16 protein-coding genes and 3 tRNA genes are annotated in these 19,718 nt (G+C 68.2%); 2 read left to right on the forward strand and 17 right to left on the reverse strand.

Translation table 11 applies throughout. The features are described 5' to 3' along the window. Window positions 1-119: 119 nt before the first annotated feature. The 10 genes from ACIHCX_RS24760 to ACIHCX_RS24805 all read right to left on the reverse strand — a co-directional run bounded on the left by ACIHCX_RS24760 (window position 120) and on the right by ACIHCX_RS24805 (window position 13,506). A complete protein-coding gene (locus ACIHCX_RS24760; protein ID WP_400032957.1) occupies window positions 120-4,019 on the reverse strand; it encodes a DNA-directed RNA polymerase subunit beta' in 3,900 nt (1,299 codons plus the stop codon). Window positions 4,020-4,115: 96 nt separating this feature from the next. Continuing rightward, the gene (gene rpoB, locus ACIHCX_RS24765; RefSeq protein ID WP_400032959.1) at window positions 4,116-7,601 is read right to left on the reverse strand and encodes a DNA-directed RNA polymerase subunit beta; all 3,486 of its coding nucleotides are present in this window, start codon (window positions 7,599-7,601) and stop codon (window positions 4,116-4,118) included. 605 nt (window positions 7,602-8,206) lie between these two features. Further along, a complete protein-coding gene (rplL, locus tag ACIHCX_RS24770; RefSeq protein WP_400032961.1) occupies window positions 8,207-8,590 on the reverse strand; it encodes a 50S ribosomal protein L7/L12 in 384 nt (127 codons plus the stop codon). A gap of 117 nt (window positions 8,591-8,707) precedes the next feature. Continuing rightward, window positions 8,708-9,238: a 50S ribosomal protein L10 gene (gene rplJ, locus ACIHCX_RS24775; protein ID WP_100569727.1), complete on the reverse strand. Its 531-nt coding sequence runs from the start codon at window positions 9,236-9,238 to the stop codon at window positions 8,708-8,710. A gap of 343 nt (window positions 9,239-9,581) precedes the next feature. Next, window positions 9,582-10,517 carry a hypothetical protein gene (locus tag ACIHCX_RS24780; protein WP_400032963.1) on the reverse strand — a complete coding sequence of 312 codons (936 nt, stop codon included), beginning with the start codon at window positions 10,515-10,517 and terminating at the stop codon, window positions 9,582-9,584. Window positions 10,518-10,706: 189 nt separating this feature from the next. Then, entirely contained in the window at window positions 10,707-11,432 is a 726-nt protein-coding gene (gene rplA / locus ACIHCX_RS24785; protein WP_400032965.1) for a 50S ribosomal protein L1, read from the reverse strand. A gap of 93 nt (window positions 11,433-11,525) precedes the next feature. Next, window positions 11,526-11,960 carry a 50S ribosomal protein L11 gene (gene rplK / locus ACIHCX_RS24790; protein WP_055493153.1) on the reverse strand — a complete coding sequence of 145 codons (435 nt, stop codon included), beginning with the start codon at window positions 11,958-11,960 and terminating at the stop codon, window positions 11,526-11,528. Between the two features lie 181 nt (window positions 11,961-12,141). After that, window positions 12,142-12,960, reverse strand: a complete 819-nt coding sequence (gene nusG / locus ACIHCX_RS24795) for a transcription termination/antitermination protein NusG (RefSeq protein WP_225078007.1) — start codon at window positions 12,958-12,960, stop codon at window positions 12,142-12,144. Between the two features lie 81 nt (window positions 12,961-13,041). Then, complete coding sequence (gene secE, locus ACIHCX_RS24800; protein WP_141359395.1) at window positions 13,042-13,326, reverse strand: preprotein translocase subunit SecE; 285 nt, start codon at window positions 13,324-13,326, stop codon at window positions 13,042-13,044. Between the two features lie 107 nt (window positions 13,327-13,433). Then, window positions 13,434-13,506 (reverse strand) — tRNA-Trp (locus ACIHCX_RS24805). Between the two features lie 261 nt (window positions 13,507-13,767). Here ACIHCX_RS24805 and ACIHCX_RS24810 point away from each other — a divergent pair. Continuing rightward, entirely contained in the window at window positions 13,768-14,994 is a 1,227-nt protein-coding gene (locus ACIHCX_RS24810; RefSeq protein ID WP_400032968.1) for a pyridoxal phosphate-dependent aminotransferase, read from the forward strand. A 134-nt stretch (window positions 14,995-15,128) separates the two neighbouring features. After that, on the forward strand, window positions 15,129-16,160 hold the full coding sequence (locus ACIHCX_RS24815; RefSeq protein WP_400032970.1) for an adenosine deaminase: 1,032 nt from the start codon (window positions 15,129-15,131) through the stop codon (window positions 16,158-16,160). 44 nt (window positions 16,161-16,204) lie between these two features. Here the strand turns inward: ACIHCX_RS24815 and ACIHCX_RS24820 are convergent, their stop codons facing one another. The 7 genes from ACIHCX_RS24820 to ACIHCX_RS24850 form a co-directional block, all read right to left on the reverse strand. Next, window positions 16,205-16,927: a DsbA family protein gene (locus ACIHCX_RS24820; protein WP_400032972.1), complete on the reverse strand. Its 723-nt coding sequence runs from the start codon at window positions 16,925-16,927 to the stop codon at window positions 16,205-16,207. A gap of 90 nt (window positions 16,928-17,017) precedes the next feature. Then, the gene (locus ACIHCX_RS24825; protein WP_400032974.1) at window positions 17,018-18,073 is read right to left on the reverse strand and encodes a UDP-N-acetylmuramate dehydrogenase; all 1,056 of its coding nucleotides are present in this window, start codon (window positions 18,071-18,073) and stop codon (window positions 17,018-17,020) included. Window positions 18,074-18,139: 66 nt separating this feature from the next. Further along, window positions 18,140-18,568 (reverse strand): MaoC family dehydratase, encoded by a 429-nt coding sequence (locus tag ACIHCX_RS24830; protein ID WP_400032976.1) that lies wholly within the window; start codon window positions 18,566-18,568, stop codon window positions 18,140-18,142. Between the two features lie 8 nt (window positions 18,569-18,576). Next, on the reverse strand, window positions 18,577-19,029 hold the full coding sequence (locus tag ACIHCX_RS24835) for a MaoC family dehydratase N-terminal domain-containing protein (RefSeq protein ID WP_400032978.1): 453 nt from the start codon (window positions 19,027-19,029) through the stop codon (window positions 18,577-18,579). Window positions 19,030-19,183: 154 nt separating this feature from the next. Further along, complete coding sequence (rpmG, locus tag ACIHCX_RS24840) at window positions 19,184-19,348, reverse strand: 50S ribosomal protein L33 (RefSeq protein ID WP_003948671.1); 165 nt, start codon at window positions 19,346-19,348, stop codon at window positions 19,184-19,186. 89 nt (window positions 19,349-19,437) lie between these two features. After that, window positions 19,438-19,510 (reverse strand) — tRNA-Met (locus ACIHCX_RS24845). Between the two features lie 46 nt (window positions 19,511-19,556). Beyond that, window positions 19,557-19,629 (reverse strand) — tRNA-Thr (locus tag ACIHCX_RS24850). Window positions 19,630-19,718 lie beyond the last annotated feature (89 nt).

Raw genomic sequence — 19,718 nt, forward strand, 5'->3', positions numbered from 1 at the left:
CGGTTGGTACGACACTGAGACCTCCCCCGGATCGCGTGTGTCCCTCCATCATGCGCCAAGGGCGGCCATCCCGTGAGGGGATGGCCGCCCTTCAGCGCGTCACGCGGACGCTCGCCCGCTTACTGGTTGTACGGACCGTAGTCGTAGTCCTCCAGCGGAACGGCCTGGCCGGAGCCGGAGCCGAACGGCGAGTAGTCGATGTCGTCGTAGCCCACGGCCGAGTACATCGCGGCCTTGGCCTCCTCGGTCGGCTCGACCCGGATGTTGCGGTAGCGGGACAGGCCCGTACCGGCCGGGATGAGCTTACCGATGATGACGTTCTCCTTGAGGCCGATCAGGGAGTCGGACTTGGCGTTGATCGCCGCGTCCGTCAGGACCCTGGTCGTCTCCTGGAAGGACGCCGCCGACAGCCAGGACTCGGTCGCCAGCGAGGCCTTGGTGATACCCATGAGCTGCGGACGACCGGAGGCCGGGTGACCGCCCTCCTGGACCACACGACGGTTCTCGGTCTCGAACTTCGAGCGCTCGACCAGCTCGCCGGGCAGCAGCTCGGCGTCGCCGGACTCGATGATCGTCACACGGCGCAGCATCTGCCGGATGATGATCTCGATGTGCTTGTCGTGGATCGACACACCCTGCGAGTTGTAGACCTTCTGGACCTCGCCGACCAGGTGGACCTGGACGGCCCGCTGACCCAGGATGCGCAGCACGTCGTGCGGGTTGGTGGCACCCACGGTGAGCTTCTGGCCCACCTCGACGTGATCGCCCTCGCCGACCAGCAGACGGGCACGCTTCGAGATCGGGAACGCCGTCTCGTCGCTGCCGTCGTCCGGGGTGACGACGATCTTCTTGGTCTTCTCGGTCTCCTCGATCCGGACGCGGCCGGAGGCCTCGGAGATCGGGGCGACACCCTTCGGCGTACGGGCCTCGAAGAGCTCGACGACACGCGGCAGACCCTGGGTGATGTCGTCACCGGCCACACCACCGGTGTGGAAGGTACGCATCGTCAGCTGGGTGCCGGGCTCACCGATGGACTGGGCGGCGATGATGCCGACCGCCTCACCGATGTCGACCAGCTTGCCGGTGGCGAGCGAGCGGCCGTAGCACATGGCGCAGGTGCCGACCGCGGACTCGCAGGTCAGGACCGAGCGGGTCTTGACCTCGGCGACGCCGCGGGAGACGAGCTCCTCGATGAGCACGTCGCCCAGGTCGGTACCGGCCGGGGCCAGCACCTGGCCGTCGACGACGATGTCCTCGGCGAGGCAGCGCGCGTACACGGACGTCTCGACGTTGTCCGCCTTGCGCAGCACGCCGTCCGCACCGCGCTCCGCGATGTGCAGCTTGAGGCCGCGGTCGGTGCCGCAGTCCTCCTCACGGATGATGACGTCCTGGGAGACGTCGACCAGACGACGGGTGAGGTAACCCGAGTCGGCGGTACGCAGGGCGGTGTCGGCCAGACCCTTACGGGCACCGTGCGTGGAGATGAAGTACTCCAGCACGGACAGACCCTCACGGAACGACGCCTTGATGGGCCGCGGGATGGTCTCGTTCTTGGCGTTCGACACCAGACCGCGCATACCGGCGATCTGACGCATCTGCATCATGTTTCCTCGGGCGCCCGAGGAAACCATCATGAAGATCGGGTTGGTCTTCGGGAAGTTGTCGTTCATCGCCTCGGCGACCTCGTTGGTCGCCTTGGTCCAGATCGCGATGAGCTCCTGGGTGCGCTCGTCCTTGGTGATCAGACCGCGCTCGTACTGCTTCTGGACCTTCTCGTCCTGCGCCTCGTAGCCCTTGACGATCTCCTTCTTCGCCTCGGGAACGACGACGTCGGAGATGGCGACGGTGACACCGGAACGGGTGGCCCAGAAGAAGCCGGCCGCCTTCAGGTTGTCGAGCGTGGCCGCCACGATGACCTTCGGGTAGCGCTCGGCGAGGTCGTTGACGATCTCGGAGAGCTGCTTCTTGCCCACCTCGTAGTCGACGAACGGGTAGTCCTCGGGCAGCAGCTCGTTGAAGAGCGCGCGGCCCAGGGTCGTCTTCAGGCGGAAGGAGTCACCCTGCTGCCACTCCGGCTCACCCTCCTCACGGGCCGGCGGGGTCCAGCCGCGCGGCGGGATGGTGCCCACCGGGAAGCGGACGTCCACCCGCGACTGGAGCGAGAGCTCGCCGGCGTCGAACGCCATGATCGCCTCGGCGACCGACGCGAAGGAGCGGTCCTCGCCCTTGGCCGCGCGGCCCTCGCCGTCGGTGGTGAGGAAGTACAGACCGAGGACCATGTCCTGGGTCGGCATCGTCACCGGACGGCCGTCGGCCGGCTTGAGGATGTTGTTCGAGGACAGCATCAGGATGCGGGCCTCGGCCTGCGCCTCCGCGGACAGCGGCAGGTGCACGGCCATCTGGTCACCGTCGAAGTCCGCGTTGAACGCGGTGCACACGAGCGGGTGGATCTGGATGGCCTTGCCCTCGACCAGCTGCGGCTCGAAGGCCTGGATGCCGAGGCGGTGCAGGGTGGGCGCGCGGTTCAGCAGAACCGGGTGCTCCGCGATGACCTCTTCGAGGACGTCGTACACGACCGTGCGGCCGCGCTCGACCATGCGCTTGGCCGACTTGATGTTCTGCGCGTGGTTCAGGTCGACCAGGCGCTTCATCACGAACGGCTTGAAGAGCTCCAGCGCCATCGCCTTCGGCAGACCGCACTGGTGCAGCTTCAGCTGCGGGCCGACGACGATCACGGAACGGGCCGAGTAGTCGACACGCTTGCCGAGCAGGTTCTGACGGAAGCGGCCCTGCTTGCCCTTGAGCATGTCGGACAGCGACTTCAGCGGACGGTTGCCGGGGCCCGTGACCGGGCGGCCGCGGCGGCCGTTGTCGAAGAGCGCGTCGACGGCCTCCTGGAGCATGCGCTTCTCGTTGTTCACGATGATCTCGGGCGCGCCGAGGTCGAGAAGCCGCTTCAGGCGGTTGTTGCGGTTGATGACACGGCGGTACAGGTCGTTCAGGTCGGAGGTCGCGAAGCGGCCACCGTCCAGCTGCACCATCGGACGCAGGTCCGGCGGGATGACCGGGACGCAGTCCAGGACCATGCCCTTGGGGCTGTTGGACGTCTGCAGGAACGCGGAGACGACCTTCAGGCGCTTCAGGGCGCGGGTCTTCTTCTGGCCCTTGCCGGTGCGGATGATCTCGCGGAGCTTCTCGGCCTCTTCCTCGAGGTCGAAGGACTCCAGGCGCTTCTGGAGCGCCGCGGCACCCATCGAGCCGTCGAAGTACGTGCCGAACCGGTCGCGCAGCTCGCGGTAGAGCAGCTCGTCACCCTCGAGGTCCTGGACCTTGAGGTTCTTGAACCGGGTCCACACCTCGTCGAGGCGGTCGATCTCGCGCTGCGCGCGGTCGCGCAGCTGCTTCATCTCACGCTCGGCACCCTCGCGCACCTTGCGGCGCACGTCGGCCTTGGCACCCTCGGCCTCCAGCTCGGCGAGGTCCGCCTCGAGCTTCTTGGCACGGGCCTCCAGGTCGGCGTCGCGGCGCTGCTCGATCTGCTGGCGCTCGACGGAGACGTGGGCCTCCAGCGACGGCAGGTCGCGGGTGCGGCGCTCGTCGTCGACGTACGTGATCATGTACGCCGCGAAGTAGATGACCTTCTCCAGGTCCTTCGGGGCCAGGTCGAGCAGGTAGCCCAGGCGCGACGGGACGCCCTTGAAGTACCAGATGTGGGTGACAGGCGCGGCCAGCTCGATGTGGCCCATCCGCTCACGGCGCACCTTGGCGCGGGTGACCTCGACGCCGCAGCGCTCGCAGATGATGCCCTTGAAGCGGACACGCTTGTACTTGCCGCAGTAGCACTCCCAGTCCCGGGTGGGACCGAAGATCTTCTCGCAGAAGAGCCCGTCCTTTTCCGGCTTGAGGGTGCGGTAGTTGATCGTCTCGGGCTTCTTGACCTCGCCGTGGCTCCACTGACGGATGTCGTCAGCGGTGGCCAGGCCGATCCGGAGCTCGTCGAAGAAGTTGACGTCGAGCACTATGCGTCAATCCCTCTCAGGGTTGTAAGTCTGTGGTCTGAAACGGGGGCCTGGGGGTCGGTGGGCCTCCTGGTCAGGAGGCCCACCGGACTCCCGTCAGACCTCTTCGACGCTGCTCGGCTCGCGCCGGGACAGGTCGATGCCGAGCTCCTCCGCGGCGCGGAAGACATCCTCGTCGGTGTCACGCATCTCGATGGACATACCGTCGCTGGACAGCACCTCCACGTTCAGGCACAGGGACTGCATCTCCTTGATGAGCACCTTGAAGGACTCGGGGATGCCGGGCTCGGGGATGTTCTCGCCCTTGACGATGGCCTCGTAGACCTTCACGCGGCCGGTGACGTCGTCGGACTTGATGGTCAGCAGCTCCTGGAGGGCGTAGGCGGCGCCGTAGGCCTCGAGGGCCCACACCTCCATCTCGCCGAAGCGCTGGCCACCGAACTGGGCCTTACCACCCAGCGGCTGCTGAGTGATCATCGAGTACGGACCGGTCGAGCGGGCGTGCAGCTTGTCGTCGACCAGGTGGTGCAGCTTCAGGATGTACATGTAGCCGACCGAGATCGGCTCCGGGAACGGCTCACCGCTGCGGCCGTCGAACAGCCGCGCCTTGCCGGACGGAAGGACCATGCGGTCGCCGTCGCGGTTCGGGATGGTGTGCTGGAGCAGACCCGCCAGCTCGTCCTCGCGGGCACCGTCGAAGACCGGGGTGGCCACGTTGGTGCCGGGGGCGACCTGGTCGGCGCCGATGACCTGGAGGCGCTCCGCCCACTCGTCCGCGAGGCCGGAGACGTCCCAGCCGCGGCTGGCGAGCCAGCCGAGGTGGATCTCCAGGACCTGTCCCGGGTTCATTCGGGACGGCACACCCAGCGGGTTGAGGATGATGTCGACCGGGGTGCCGTCCTCCAGGAACGGCATGTCCTCGATCGGCAGGATCTTGGAGATGACGCCCTTGTTGCCGTGGCGGCCGGCGAGCTTGTCACCGTCGGTGATCTTGCGCTTCTGGGCCACGTAGACGCGGACCAGCTGGTTCACGCCCGGCGGCAGCTCGTCGCCCTCCTCGCGGTCGAAGACGCGCACGCCGATGACCTTGCCGGTCTCGCCGTGCGGCACCTTCAGCGAGGTGTCACGGACCTCACGGGCCTTCTCACCGAAGATCGCGCGCAGCAGGCGCTCCTCGGGGGTCAGCTCGGTCTCGCCCTTCGGGGTCACCTTGCCGACGAGGATGTCGCCGGCGATGACCTCGGCGCCGATGCGGATGATGCCGCGCTCGTCGAGGTCGGCGAGGACCTCCTCGGAGACGTTCGGGATGTCCCGGGTGATCTCCTCGGGGCCGAGCTTGGTGTCACGGGCGTCGACCTCGTGCTCCTCGATGTGGATCGAGGAGAGGACGTCGTCCTGCACGAGGCGCTGCGACAGGATGATCGCGTCCTCGTAGTTGTGGCCCTCCCACGGCATGAACGCGACCAGCAGGTTCTTGCCGAGCGCCATCTCGCCGTTCTGGGTGGCCGGACCGTCGGCGAGGACCTGGCCCTCGATGACGCGGTCGCCCTCGTTGACGATGACCTTCTGGTTGACCGAGGTGCCCTGGTTGGAGCGGGCGAACTTGGCCAGGCGGTACGTGATGTACGTGCCGTCGTCGTTGGTCGTGGTGATGTAGTCGGCGGAGATCTCCTGGACCACGCCGGCCTTCTCGGCCTTGACGACGTCGCCGGCGTCGACGGCGGAGCGGTACTCCATGCCGGTGCCGACGAGCGGGGCCTCCGACTTGATGAGCGGAACGGCCTGGCGCATCATGTTCGCGCCCATGAGGGCACGGTTGGCGTCGTCGTGCTCCAGGAACGGGATCATGGCGGTCGCGACCGACACCATCTGGCGCGGCGAGACGTCCATGTAGTCGACGTCCTCGCCACCGACGTAGTCGACCTCGCCGCCACGGCGGCGGACCAGCACGCGGGCCTCGGCGAACCGCAGTTCGTCGGTGAGCGGCGCGTTGGCCTGCGCGATGACGAAGCGGTCCTCCTCGTCGGCGGTCAGGTAGTCGACCTCGTCGGTGACCTGGCCGTCGATGACCTTGCGGTACGGGGTCTCGACGAAACCGAACGCGTTGACCCGGCCGTAGGAGGCGAGCGAGCCGATCAGACCGATGTTCGGGCCTTCCGGCGTCTCGATCGGGCACATGCGGCCGTAGTGCGAGGGGTGCACGTCACGGACCTCGAAGCCGGCCCGCTCACGGGAGAGACCACCCGGGCCGAGCGCGGACAGACGACGCTTGTGCGTCAGCCCGGACAGCGGGTTGTTCTGGTCCATGAACTGGGACAGCTGGCTGGTGCCGAAGAACTCCTTGATGGAGGCGACGACCGGCCGGATGTTGATCAGGGTCTGCGGCGTGATCGCCTCGACGTCCTGCGTGGTCATGCGCTCGCGCACGACGCGCTCCATACGCGCCAGACCCGTGCGGACCTGGTTCTGGATGAGCTCGCCGACGCTGCGCAGACGACGGTTGCCGAAGTGGTCGATGTCGTCGGTCTCGACGACGATCGTCTGACCGCTGTCGCCGACCGTCTCCATCTCGCCCGCGTGCAGCTTCACCAGGTACTTGATCGTCGAGATGACGTCCTCGACGGTCAGCACGCCGGCGTCCAGCGGAGCGTCCGCACCCAGCTTCTTGTTGACCTTGTAGCGGCCGACCTTGGCCAGGTCGTAGCGCTTGGGGTTGAAGTAGAGGTTCTCGAGCAGCGTCTGCGCGGCCTCACGCGTGGGGGGCTCGCCCGGGCGCAGCTTGCGGTAGATGTCCAGCAGCGCGTCGTCCTGGCCCTGGGTGTGGTCCTTCTCCAGGGTGGCGCGCATCGACTCGTACTCGCCGAACTCCTCGAGGATCTGCTCGTTGGTCCAGCCGAGCGCCTTCAGCAGAACGGTGACCGACTGCTTGCGCTTGCGGTCGATGCGGACACCGACCATGTCGCGCTTGTCGATCTCCATCTCCAGCCAGGCACCCCGGGACGGGATGATCTTGGCGGAGAAGATGTCCTTGTCGGACGTCTTGTCGATGGAGGAGTCGAAGTAGACACCGGGGGAACGGACCAGCTGCGACACCACGACACGCTCGGTGCCGTTGATGACGAAGGTGCCCTTGTTCGTCATGAGCGGGAAGTCGCCCATGAAGACGGTCTGGGACTTGATCTCGCCGGTCTCGTTGTTGGTGAACTCGGCCGTGACGAAGAGCGGGGCCGCGTACGTGAAGTCGCGCTCCTTGCACTCGTCGATCGAGTTCTTGGGCGGCTCGAAGCGGTGGTCGCGGAACGTCAGCGACATCGACCCGGAGAAGTCCTCGATCGGGGAGATCTCCTCGAAGATCTCCTCGAGACCGGACTTGGTGGGGACGTCCTGACCGGACTCCAGAGCGTCCTCGACGCGAGCCTTCCACGCGTCGTTGCCGAGCAGCCAGTCGAAGCTCTCGGTTTGCAGCGCGAGAAGGTTCGGAACCTCGAGGGGCTCCTTGATCTTTGCAAAGGAGATGCGCAGCGGGGCGGTGCTGGCGCCGTTGTTCGTATTCGCGGTCGAGGCGTTGCGCGAGGCGGCCAAGAGGGGGTCCTTCCGAGGGCTCGGACTCACTACGCGCGTACCGGCCCCCCGCCGCTGCTTGAGGACAGGTCGTCCTGATCGGGCCGAAAGGCCAGGTCAAAGATGATCTGGTCGACGTTGCTGAGGCGAGGGCATGCCCCTGGTGACGGGCAGGGGACAGCTAACAGGCAGCGCAAAGGGTCAGTGTAGCCACATGGCACACTGATGTCCAGTGCGGGTTTTTGAGACCCTCTTAGTTGTCAACGTCTGCGGCATACCTGCCCTCAACGCACCTTGATACTGCCCTCTTCGTCGCCGATCCATGCCTCGGATTCGGATCGTTGTGACGACGCGTCCTGAGAATTGCGCGCTGCGTGCGGTTCGTCAAGGCCTCCCATGGCCAAGCCGGATGCTGCCATCGTCACGTGCAGCCCGCCACCGGAGCTCTGGAGGCACGACGAAGATCACCATACCCCTCCCCGCCACGGGTGCAAGGCAGCCGCCGCCGGCCCCCTCGAACGCCGAAGAGCGACCACCCGGATGGATGATCGCTCCTCGGTGCGTTCGCGTTACAGCCCTACCGGGCCGTGTTCAGCGCGCGGGAGTCCTTCGCGGACCGTGGGGTCTTACTTGACCTCGACGGAGGCGCCGGCGCCCTTGAGGGACTCGGCGGCCTTCTCCGCGGCGTCCTTGGCGACCTTCTCGAGGACGGGCTTCGGCGCACCGTCGACCAGGTCCTTGGCCTCCTTCAGGCCCAGGGAGGTCAGCTCGCGCACGACCTTGATGACCTGGATCTTCTTGTCGCCGGCGCCGGTGAGGATGACGTCGAACTCGTCCTTCTCCTCGGGGGCCTCGGCAGCCGGGGCGCCCGGGCCGGCCATCATGACCGGGGCGGCCGCGGCGGCGGTGACGTCGAACTTCTCCTCGAAGGCCTTCACGAACTCGGAGAGCTCGATGAGGGTCATCTCCTCGAACTGCGCGAGCAGGTCGTCCTGGCTGAGCTTCGCCATGATGGCGGTCCTTCCACTCAAATCGGCGGGTGCCGGATGTACGGGGTGTGGCGGGCGTACGTCGGCCCGCTGCGATCCTTGCCGCGTCAGACGGCGCGGATCAGAAAGCGAGCCGAGTTACTCGGCACCGCCCTGCTCGTCCTGCTTGGCGCGCAGCGCGTCCACGGTGCGGACGAGCTTCGACGGCAGCGCCTGGAAGACGGAGGCAGCCTGGGACTGCTTCCCCTTGAAGGCACCGGCCAGCTTGGAGAGCAGAACCTCGCGGGACTCGAGGTCCGCAAGCTTCTTGATCTCGTCGGCGGACAGCGCCTTGCCGTCAAGGACACCGCCCTTGATGACGAGATTCGGGTTGTCCTTGGCGAAGTCACGGAGACCCTTCGCCGACTCCACCGGGTCACCGGTGACGAAGGCGACGGCCGTCGGACCAGCGAAGAGCTGGTCGTCCAGCGTGATCCCGGCCTCGTTGGCCGCAATCTTGGTCAGCGTGTTCTTCACCACGGCGTACTGGGCGTTCTCACCGAGCGACCGGCGCAGCGTCTTGAGCTGCGCCACGGTGAGACCGCGGTACTCGGTCAGCACGGCGGCGTTGGAGCTGCGGAACTTGTCCGTCAGCTCCGCAACCGCGGCAGCCTTGTCGGGCCTCGCCATAGAGCCTCGGCCTCCTTCCGGGTGATTCGGACCGCGCGGACCCGAAGGAGGACTGGGGAAAACGAAACGCCCCGTCGCAGGCGCTCGGGGCGGACTCGACCGGTCGCACACACGGGGATCGACGCGTGCTCCGGGAGTACTTCCACAATCACCTGCGCGGGTCGTCCGCAGTTTCAGCGGATCCTTCGGCCACCGCGCCCTCGTTCGAGCGCACGGCAACGACCAGCGGTCTTTGGCTTCTGTGGGAGCGTACGGGAAGGTGTCAGCGCAAAGCAAATCCGCCCCCGGGGAGCGCGCAGGGGGTGGGCCACGACGAGGCCCACCCCCGCCCCGGGAGCGCGGCTCAGGTGCCGCTGCCGCTGCCGCCCGCGGCGGCGGCGCCCTGGGACGCCATCAGGTCCTTGAAGTCCCCGGTGTCGCCGGCCGGGGGCGCCTGGACGGCGGTCTTGACGCCGTAGTCGCTGTAGTAGGCGGTGTTGGTCATGGTGCCGGTCGCCATGTCCGCCTTCTCGACCTTCTTGACCAGCAGGTTCTTGTCGTTGACCCAGATGTCGACGGACTCCGTGGTGACGCCTGCCTCGTCGAGCTGCTTCTTCAGATCGTCCATCTGACGCTTGGGCAGGTTCGAGGTCCTGTCGGCGAAGTCGGCGACGTTCAGCGTGCCCGCGTAGTGGGTGGTGTGCTCGCCGCGCACCGTCGCCTCGCCGACCTTCCTGACGTCGCCGGAGGCCAGCAGCAGCTTCACCGACTGGTTCGGCGTGGCGGTCTTCAGCTGCTCCTGCATGTACGCGCCGGAGCCGCCGGCGAGGTTCGCGAGGTCGTCGTAGCGGTACCGGATCCAGTGCTTGCCGCCCGTCTGCTCGGCGTAGGCGTCGGGCATGTGGGCGTAGTAGGCGTCGGGCAGGTACCGCGCCTCCATCGTCGTCGCCCCGATCTGGCGCATCGCCTCGGCGACCGTGCCGCCGGTGTAGGTGAGCGTGAGCCTGCCGGTCAGGCCGTCGGCCCAGTCGAGGGTGCCGTTGCCCTTCATCGACATCAGGGTGCCGATGCTGGTCGTCATCGACACCCTGGCGGAGTGGGCCTCGGCGGTGGAGGTGTCGGCGGAGCGCAGGGCCGCGACGGGGCTCACGTGGACGACCCCCCGGCCGGCCGCGCCGTCGTCCTTGCCCGAGGCCTTGGGGGAACCGGAGGAGTCCCCGGGGGAGCAGGCGACCACTGCCCCCAGCGTGGTCACCGCCACGACGGAGAGCGTGATTCTGCGCGCGGTCGTGCTCTTCATTCGTCCCACCCCTATGCGGTTGCTGTGATCATCACGCTGACGCAGGCCTGTGCCAGGCGTACGAGTCGCGCGGGGCGCGTCCCGTACGGACGTACGGAAGACGTTGTACAGGAGTCCCACAGAAAAGGGACGAGCCCCGCACCCCAAAAGGTTGCGGGACTCGTCCTTTGATTGTGCGAGCCGTGGGGCTCAGACCGCGGCCGGGTCCTCCTCGACGAGGAGGTTGCGGGTGCGGTTCGGGTCGAGCGGGATGCCGGGGCCCATCGTGGTGGTGATGGCGGCCTTCTTGATGTAGCGACCCTTGGCGGCGGACGGCTTCAGACGGAGGATCTCCTCCAGCGCCGCGCCGTAGTTCTCCACCAGCTTGGTGTCGTCGAACGACGTCTTGCCGATGATGAAGTGCAGGTTCGAGTGCTTGTCGACGCGGAACTCGATCTTGCCGCCCTTGATCTCGGTGACGGCCTTGGCCACGTCGGGGGTGACGGTGCCGGTCTTCGGGTTCGGCATCAGACCACGCGGGCCGAGGACGCGGCCGAGGCGGCCGACCTTGCCCATGAGGTCCGGGGTGGCGACGACGGCGTCGAAGTCCAGACGGCCCTTCGACACCTCGTCGATCAGCTCGTCCGAGCCGACGATGTCGGCGCCGGCGGCACGCGCGGCCTCGGCACGGTCACCGGTCGCGAAGACCAGGACCCGGGCGGTCTTACCGGTGCCGTGCGGAAGGTTCACGGTGCCACGGACCATCTGGTCGGCCTTGCGCGGGTCGACACCCAGACGGAAGGCGACCTCGACGGTGCCGTCGAACTTGGTCGTGGAGGTCTCCTTGGCGAGACGGACGGCCTCGAGCGGGGCGTACTGCTTCTCCCGGTCGATCTTGGCGTCCGCAGCGCGGAGAGCCTTGCTGCGCTTGCTCACAACTGCTCCTGTGTGTTCTGAAAGGAGTCGTGGTACGGGCCGAGCGGGCCCTGCCACGTGCGGCCTCAGCCGCATGTTCTACGAAGGTGGGGTTCAGCCCTCGACCGTGACGCCCATGGAACGCGCGGTGCCGGCGATGATCTTCGCGGCGGCGTCCAGGTCGTTGGCGTTGAGGTCGGGCATCTTGGTCTGGGCGATCTCGCGGACCTGCGCCTCGGTGATCTTGGCGACCTTGGTCTTGTGCGGCTCGCCGGAGCCCTTCTCCACGCCCGCGGCCTTGAGGATCATCTTGGCGGCCGGCGGCGTCTTGGTGATGAAGGTGAAGGAACGGTCCTCGTAGACCGTGATCTCCACCGGGATGACCCAACCGCGCTGCGACTCGGTCGCGGCGTTGTAGGCCTTGCAGAACTCCATGATGTTGACGCCGTGCTGACCCAGCGCCGGGCCGACCGGCGGAGCCGGGTTGGCGGCACCGGCCTGGATCTGGAGCTTGATGAGCCCCGTGACCTTCTTCTTCTTGGGAGGCATTACTCTCCGGGTCCTTTCGATTCGGGTCCTGCCGGCGCCCGGGTACCACCCGAACGCAGGCATACCGCACAACGATAACGGGTATCGCTGCACGGCTGAAAACCGGGCAGGTCAGGCGCCGCTCGGGAGCGAATCACCTGACCTGCACGGAAGCGGTACGTCCAGAGAGAACCGCGGCGAGCTAGTTCTTCTGGATCTGGTCGAAGCTCAGCTCGACCGGGGTCTCTCGGCCGAAGATCTCGACGAGGCCCTTGACCTTCTTGGAGTCCGGGTTGATCTCGTTGATCGTGGCCTGGAGCGTGGCGAACGGGCCGTCGGTGACGGTGACCGAGTCGCCGACCTCGAAGTCCAGCACCTGGACCTCGACCTTGCGCTGCGGGGCCGGCTTGCCCTCGGCCTCGGCGGCCTCGCGGGCGGCCTTCTCCTCCGCCTCGGGGGCGAGCATCTTCACGATCTCGTCCAGGGACAGCGGGTAGGGGTCGTAGGCGTTGCCCACGAACCCGGTGACGCCCGGGGTGTTGCGCACGACGCCCCAGGACTCGTTCGTCAGGTCCATGCGGACGAGGACGTAGCCGGGCAGCTTGTTCTGCCGGACGGTCTTGCGCTCGCCGTTCTTGATCTGGACGATCTCTTCCTCGGGCACCTCGGCCTGGTAGATGAAGTCCTCGACGTTCAGCGAGACGGCACGCTGCTCCAGGTTCGCCTTCACGCGCTTCTCGTAGCCGGCGTAGGTGTGGATGACGTACCACTCGCCGGGCAGCGTGCGCAGTTCCTCGCGGAGCTTGGTGACCGGGTCGACCTCGGCCTCCGGCTCCTCCTCCTCGGCCTCACCCCCGGGTGCCTCGTCCACGACGTGGACGGCGGCCTCCTCGGCCGGCTCGCCCGCGGCGGCCTCGGCAGCCTCGGCCTCGTCGACCTCGTCCGCACCTTCGACGATGTCGAGCTCGTCATCCACGGACTCGGTCGGCTCGATGGCGTCGTTCAGGTTCGGGTCAGACACGGTGGCTGCTTCTTCCTGGATACATAGGGGTGGAACATGCGAAAAGGGGCGCCGGTAACCGCGGCGCCCTTCGCTCTTGGCTCAGCCAAAGACGTACTTGGCCGCGTGGTTGAGCCCATAGTCAATCACGGTCACCAGGCCGATCATGATGACGACGAAGACAATCACCACGGTGGTGTACGTCGTCAGCTGATTGCGGGTCGGCCAGACGACCTTGCGGAGTTCCGCGATGATCTGACGGTAGAAGAGAGCAAGGCGCTTCAGCGGGCCCTTCTTGCCCCGCTTGCCACCCTTGCGGGCCTTCTTGGATTCCGTCACCTCGTCCTGGGCATCAGGCGTGTCGAGGGAGCCCACGGCGTCCGTCATTCGTCCTCACCTGATTCCGGGTCGTGGCCGTGCCGCGCCCGGTCGAGCCGCACGGCGGTGCATTGCTGTACGTACATGCGCACACATCCTGGCGAAGGTGTGTGTAGCAGGGCCGGAGGGACTCGAACCCCCAACCGCTGGTTTTGGAGACCAGTGCTCTACCAATTGAGCTACGACCCTTTGTGTGTCCCCCAACGTACCGCATACGACCGGGTGCTCGGTGTGCACCAGGTGCGACAGCGGCTGCTGAAGGCCAACGAGGTGAGAGTGTACGTGTTCCGGCGCCGGTCGTCGAACAGAAAGCAGCCAACCCGCCCCGATCGCTGGAAGATCGGCTGGCCGGGGACGGGATCCGAACGGATGTCCGGAGGTTCCACCGGGCTTGTTCACCCTGTGAAACCCGTGTGCCCCGGGCGTTTCCTGTCTGAAACGATGGACGGTATGAGCGCTGCAACCCCTCCCACCGAGCGCCGGGTCTCCGCCCGCATCGGCGCGATCTCCGAGTCCGCCACCCTCGCCGTGGACGCCAAGGCCAAGGCCCTCAAGGCCGCCGGTCGTCCCGTGATCGGCTTCGGTGCCGGCGAGCCGGACTTCCCGACCCCGGACTACATCGTCGAAGCCGCCGTCGAGGCCTGCCGGAACCCCAAGTACCACCGCTACACCCCGGCCGGCGGCCTGCCCGAGCTGAAGGCCGCCATCGCCGCGAAGACGCTGCGCGACTCCGGCTGGGAGCCGGACGTCTCGCAGATCCTGGTCACCAACGGCGGCAAGCAGGCCATCTACGAGGCGTTCGCCGCGATCCTCGACCCGGGCGACGAGGTCATCGTGCCGGCGCCGTACTGGACCACGTACCCGGAGTCGATCCGCCTGGCGGGCGGTGTCCCGGTCGAGGTCGTCGCGGACGAGACCACCGGCTACCGCGTGTCGGTCGAGCAGCTGGAGGCCGCCCGCACGGAGAAGACCAAGGTCGTCCTCTTCGTCTCCCCGTCCAACCCGACCGGCGCGGTCTACTCCGAGGCCGAGACCGAGGCGATCGGCCGCTGGGCCCTCGAGCACGGCCTGTGGGTGCTGACCGACGAGATCTACGAGCACCTGGTCTACGGCGACGCCGTCTCGGTGTCCCTGCCGGCCCTCCTGCCCGAGCTGCGCGACAAGTGCGTCGTCGTCAACGGCGTGGCGAAGACGTACGCCATGACCGGCTGGCGCGTGGGGTGGGTCATCGGCCCGAAGGACGTGGTCAAGGCCGCGACCAACCTCCAGTCGCACGCCACGTCGAACGTGGCGAACGTCTCCCAGGCCGCGGCCCTGGCCGCCGTCTCCGGTGACCTGGAGGCGGTCGCGAAGATGCGCGAGGCCTTCGACCGGCGGCGGAAGACCATCGTGCGGATGCTCAACGAGATCGACGGCGTGCTCTGCCCGGAGCCGGAGGGCGCGTTCTACGCCTACCCGTCGGTGAAGGCGCTGATCGGCAAGGAGATCCGCGGCAAGCGCCCGCAGAACTCGGTGGAGCTGGCCGCGCTGATCCTGGAGGAGGCCGAGGTCGCGGTCGTCCCGGGCGAGGCCTTCGGCACGCCGGGCTATCTGCGCCTGTCCTACGCCCTCGGTGACGAGGACCTGGTGGAGGGCGTGAGCCGGATCCAGAAGCTGCTGGCGGAGGCGCGGGACTGAGGTCCCGCTTCCGCCCAGGGGCGCGCCGGGCCGGCTCACATGAGCGGCCCGGCGCGCCCCTTCGTTTGTGCGAGCAAGACCACGAATAGGGAAACGACTACCGGGGCGCGGGGGACGTGCGGCACCATCCAGGAATGGAGCGTGTACGTGATGTCTCTGAGCTGCCGAAAGCCCATCTGCACCTGCACTTCACCGGGTCGATGCGGCCCACCACCCTGCTGGAGCTGGCCGACAAGTACCGCGTGCGGCTGCCCGAGGCGCTGACGGAGGCCCTGGTCAGCGGGGAGCCGCCGCGGCTGCGGGCCACGGACGAGCGGGGCTGGTTCCGCTTCCAGCGGCTGTACGACGCGGCACGCTCCTGTCTGCGGGAGCCGGAGGACATCCGGCGGCTGGTGCGGGAGGCCGCCGAGGAGGACGTCAAGGACGGCTCGGGGTGGCTGGAGATCCAGGTCGACCCGACCTCGTACGCACCGCGCCTGGGCGGCCTGATCCCGGCGCTGGAGATCATCCTGGACGCGGTGGAGACGGCCTCGCGCGAGACGGGCCTCGGGATGCGGGTCCTTCTCGCCGCGAACCGGATGAAGCACCCCCTGGACGCCCGCACGCTGGCCCGCCTCGCGGTGCGCTACCGGGACCGCGGCGTGGTCGGCTTCGGCCTGTCGAACGACGAACGCCGCGGCATGGCGCGGGACTTCGACCGGGCGTTCGCGATCGCACGGGACGGCGGCCTGTTCGCGGCCCCGCACGGCGGCGAGCTGACCGGCCCCGCCTCCGTCCGCGACTGCCTGGACGACCTCCAGGCCCACCGGGTGGGTCACGGGGTGCGCGCGGCGGAGGACCCGCGGCTGCTGAGCCGTCTGGCCGACCGGGGCGTGACCTGCGAGGTGTGCCCGGCCTCGAACGTGGCCCTCGGTGTGTACGACAAGCCCGAGGACGTCCCCCTGCGCCGGCTGTACGAGGCGGGTGTCCCGATGGCCCTGGGCGCCGACGACCCGCTGCTCTTCGGCTCCCGCCTGGCGGCGCAGTACGACATCGCCCGCCGCCACCACTCGTTCACGGACGCCGAACTGGCGGAACTGGCCCGCCAGTCGATCCGCGCGTCGGCGGCCCCCTCGGACCTGCGCGCGAAGCTGCTGTCGGGGGTGGACGACTGGCTGGCGAACTGACGGTGGACTGACGACAGGCTGACGACGGTTTGACGGCGCGGCGGTCAGGACCGGGCCATGGCGCCGATCACCAGGGGCAGCGTCTCCTTGTCGAAGATGCCGCCGGCCAGGGAGTCGTCGATGGTCCTGCCGTCGACCTTCATGGTGGGCGTGCCGGTCACGCCCGACGTGTCGAAGGCCTTCTCGGAGGCGGTCACGAAGTCGCGGTGCTTCATGCCCTTGACCGCCGCGTCGAACTCCTCGCCGCGCAGGCCCGGGACCTCGGAGGCCATGTCCAGCAGGAAGGCGTCGGTGTAGCCGTCGACCTCCTCCTCGGGCTGGTTCGCGAAGAGCACCTCGTGGTACTCGACGAACCTGCCCGCGTCCAGGGCGACCCGCAGGGCGTTGGCGGCCTTCTTCGAGCCCTCGCCGCCGAGCCGGTCGTCGAGGAACGACGCCAGGGTGTACTCGGCCCGCACCTCGCCGGACAGGATCAGCTCGTGCAGGCCCTCGCCGCCGCCCTCCGTCTCGAACTCGGCGCAGACCGGGCAGCGCAGGTCCTCGTACAGGTGAACGACGGTGGGCGCGCCGGGGGAGCCCACGCGGACGGTGGTGCCGTCCGGTGCGAGCGTCTCGTCGATCTCCCCCGCGCTGCGGTACGGCGCCGCCGACTGCGATTCCCCGCCTCCGGCCCGTGCGGCGCCCTTGCCGCATCCCGTGGCGAGCACGCCCACCAGGACGGCGGCGGCCACGACCGCCACGGCACGCCGGCCGCGTCTCTCCCCCATGCTCTTCCTCTCCCCTTGTGCCCCGTTGTGTTCTGCCGCGTTCTGCTGTGTCCTGCCGAGCCCAGCCCCGTGTCCGGCCGTGTCATGCGGCTACAGGCTGACGCCGACCGTCACCGGCTCGTTGACCAGGGTGACGCCGAAGGCCTCGCGGACCCCGGCCACCACCTCGCGGGCCAGTGCCAGCAGGTCCTCCGTGGTCGCGCCGCCGCGGTTGGTCAGGGCCAGGGTGTGCTTGGTGGAGATGCGGGCCGGTCCGGTGCCGTAGCCCTTGGTGAAGCCCGCCCTGTCGATCAGCCAGGCCGCGGAGGTCTTGGTGTGCCCCTGGCCCGCCGGATAGGCGGGGGGCTCGACGCCGTCGCCGAGCCGCTTCCGCACGCGCGTACGGAAGACGGCGAAGTCGGCGTCCGTGAGGATCGGGTTGGTGAAGAAGGAGCCGGCGGACCAGGTGTCGTGGTCCTCGGGGTCCAGCACCATGCCCTTGCCCGCCCGCAACTTCAGCACGGTCTCGCGGGCGGTGGCGAGCGGCACCCGGTCGCCCGCCTCGACGCCCAGGACGCGGGCGGTCTCGGCGTACTTGACCGGCGCCGACAGCCCGTCCGCGTCCTCCAGACCGAAGCGGACGCGCAGGACGACGTACCGCTCGGGGTCGGCCTTGAAGCGGCTGTGCCGGTAGGAGAACGCGCACTCCTCGTTGGCGAGGGTCACCGTGCGGCCCGCCCGGCGGTCGTAGGCGACGACCTCGGTGATCGTCGAGGACACCTCCTGGCCGTACGCCCCGACGTTCTGGATCGGGGTGGCGCCCGCGGAGCCGGGGATGCCGGACAGGCACTCGATGCCGGCGAGACCGGCCTCGACGGTGCGCGCGACCGCGTCCGTCCACACCTCTCCGGCGGCCAGCTCCAGCGTCGTACCGGTGAGTTCGACGCCGCGGGTGGCAATGCGCAGCGCGGTGCCGTCGAAGCCCTTGTCGCCGATGACGAGGTTGGAGCCGCCGCCGACGACCAGCAGCGGCGTGCCGTGGGCGTCGGCCTCGCGGACGGCTTCGATCACCTCGGCGTCGGTGGTCGCGGTGATCAGCCGGGTCGCGGGGCCGCCGAGCCGGAAGGTGGTCAGCGGGGCGAGGGGCGCGTCGTGGAGTTCCTGCACGCGCCCAAGACTACGAGACCCCACTGACGGTCCCGCACCTCGGCGAGTGCGGGACCGCGGTGGCCGTCAGGCCAGGCGTACGACGGCCCGGGACATCCCGAGGACCTTCTGCCCGTTGCTCATGGCGGTCAGGTCGACCCGCACGGTGTTGTCGTCGAGCTTGACCGCGACCTTGCCGGAGACCTCGATCACGGCCCCCTCGTCGTCGTTCGGGACGACGACGGGCTTGGTGAAGCGGACGCCGTACTCGACGACGGCGCCGGGGTCGCCCGTCCAGTCGGTGACCACGCGGATCGCCTCGGCCATGGTGAACATGCCGTGCGCGATCACGTCCGGGAGCCCGACCTCCTTGGCGAACTTCTCGTTCCAGTGGATGGGGTTGAAGTCCCCGGAGGCGCCCGCGTACTGGACGAGGGTGGCCCGGGTCACGGGGAAGGTCTGCGCCGGCAGCTCGGTGCCGACCTCGACGTCGTCGTAGGCGATCTTCGCCGTCATCGGATTCCTCACGCCTCCTTGGCCGCGCGGGCCACGAGCTTGGTCCAGGCGGTCACGACGTGCTCGCCCACCTCGTCGTGCACCTCGCCGCGGATGTCCAGGACGTCGTTGCCGGCCAGGGACTTGATCGACTCGATGGTGGAGGTGACGGTGAGCCGGTCGCCGGCGCGCACGGGCCGGGTGTAGGCGAACTTCTGGTCGCCGTGCACCACGCGGCTGTAGTCGAGGCCGAGCTGCGGGTCCTGGACGACCTGTCCGGCGGCCTTGAAGGTGATCGCGAAGACGAAGGTCGGCGGGGCGATCACGTCGGAGTGGCCGAGTTCCTTGGCGGCTTCCGGGTCCGTGTACGCCGGGTTGGCGTCGCCCACCGCCTCCGCGAACTCACGGATCTTCTCCCGACCCACCTCGTAGGGGTCGGTGGGCGGGTAGGACCGCCCCACGAAGGACTGGTCGAGCGCCATGGCTCGGCACCTCCTGGTGTCGCTGGGTTGGACGTCGCCCGACGTGCGGGCCCCGGCTGTCACCGGGCCGCTGCCGGACTTCGCCGGGCTTTCGCACATGAAACAACATGAGGCCGCCCCCAGGGTGCGGGGGCGGCCTCATGTCCGAGTCTGATCAGCGCGTCTCGCGATGCGCGGTGTGCGCGTTGCAACGCGGGCAGTGCTTCTTCATCTCGAGCCGGTCGGGGTTGTTCCGCCGGTTCTTCTTGGTGATGTAGTTCCGCTCCTTGCACTCCACGCAGGCCAGCGTGATCTTCGGGCGGACGTCGGTGGCAGCCACGTGAGTGCTCCTTGACGAACGGGTAGGCTAGTTCAACGCAAGAAAGAGTAGCCGATCGAAGGACCGACCCCGCAATCGGCTACTGTGAGTAGCGGTGACCGGACTTGAACCGGTGACACAGCGATTATGAGCCGCTTGCTCTACCGACTGAGCTACACCGCTGCGATGCGATCGGGCCCCGTCTTTCGACGGGTACCTCTCACACCAGAGCCCCAAAACGGAATCGAACCGTTGACCTTCTCCTTACCATGGAGACGCTCTGCCGACTGAGCTATTGGGGCGAGCGAGGAAGACATTACACGCTCTGCGGCCGTTCACCCAAATCCGTTTCCCGGCGCCGCCGGGGTCCCTCGGCCACACCGGTACGACT

This window comes from Streptomyces sp. NPDC052043, assembly GCF_044548235.1.
GTDB lineage: Bacteria > Actinomycetota > Actinomycetes > Streptomycetales > Streptomycetaceae > Streptomyces.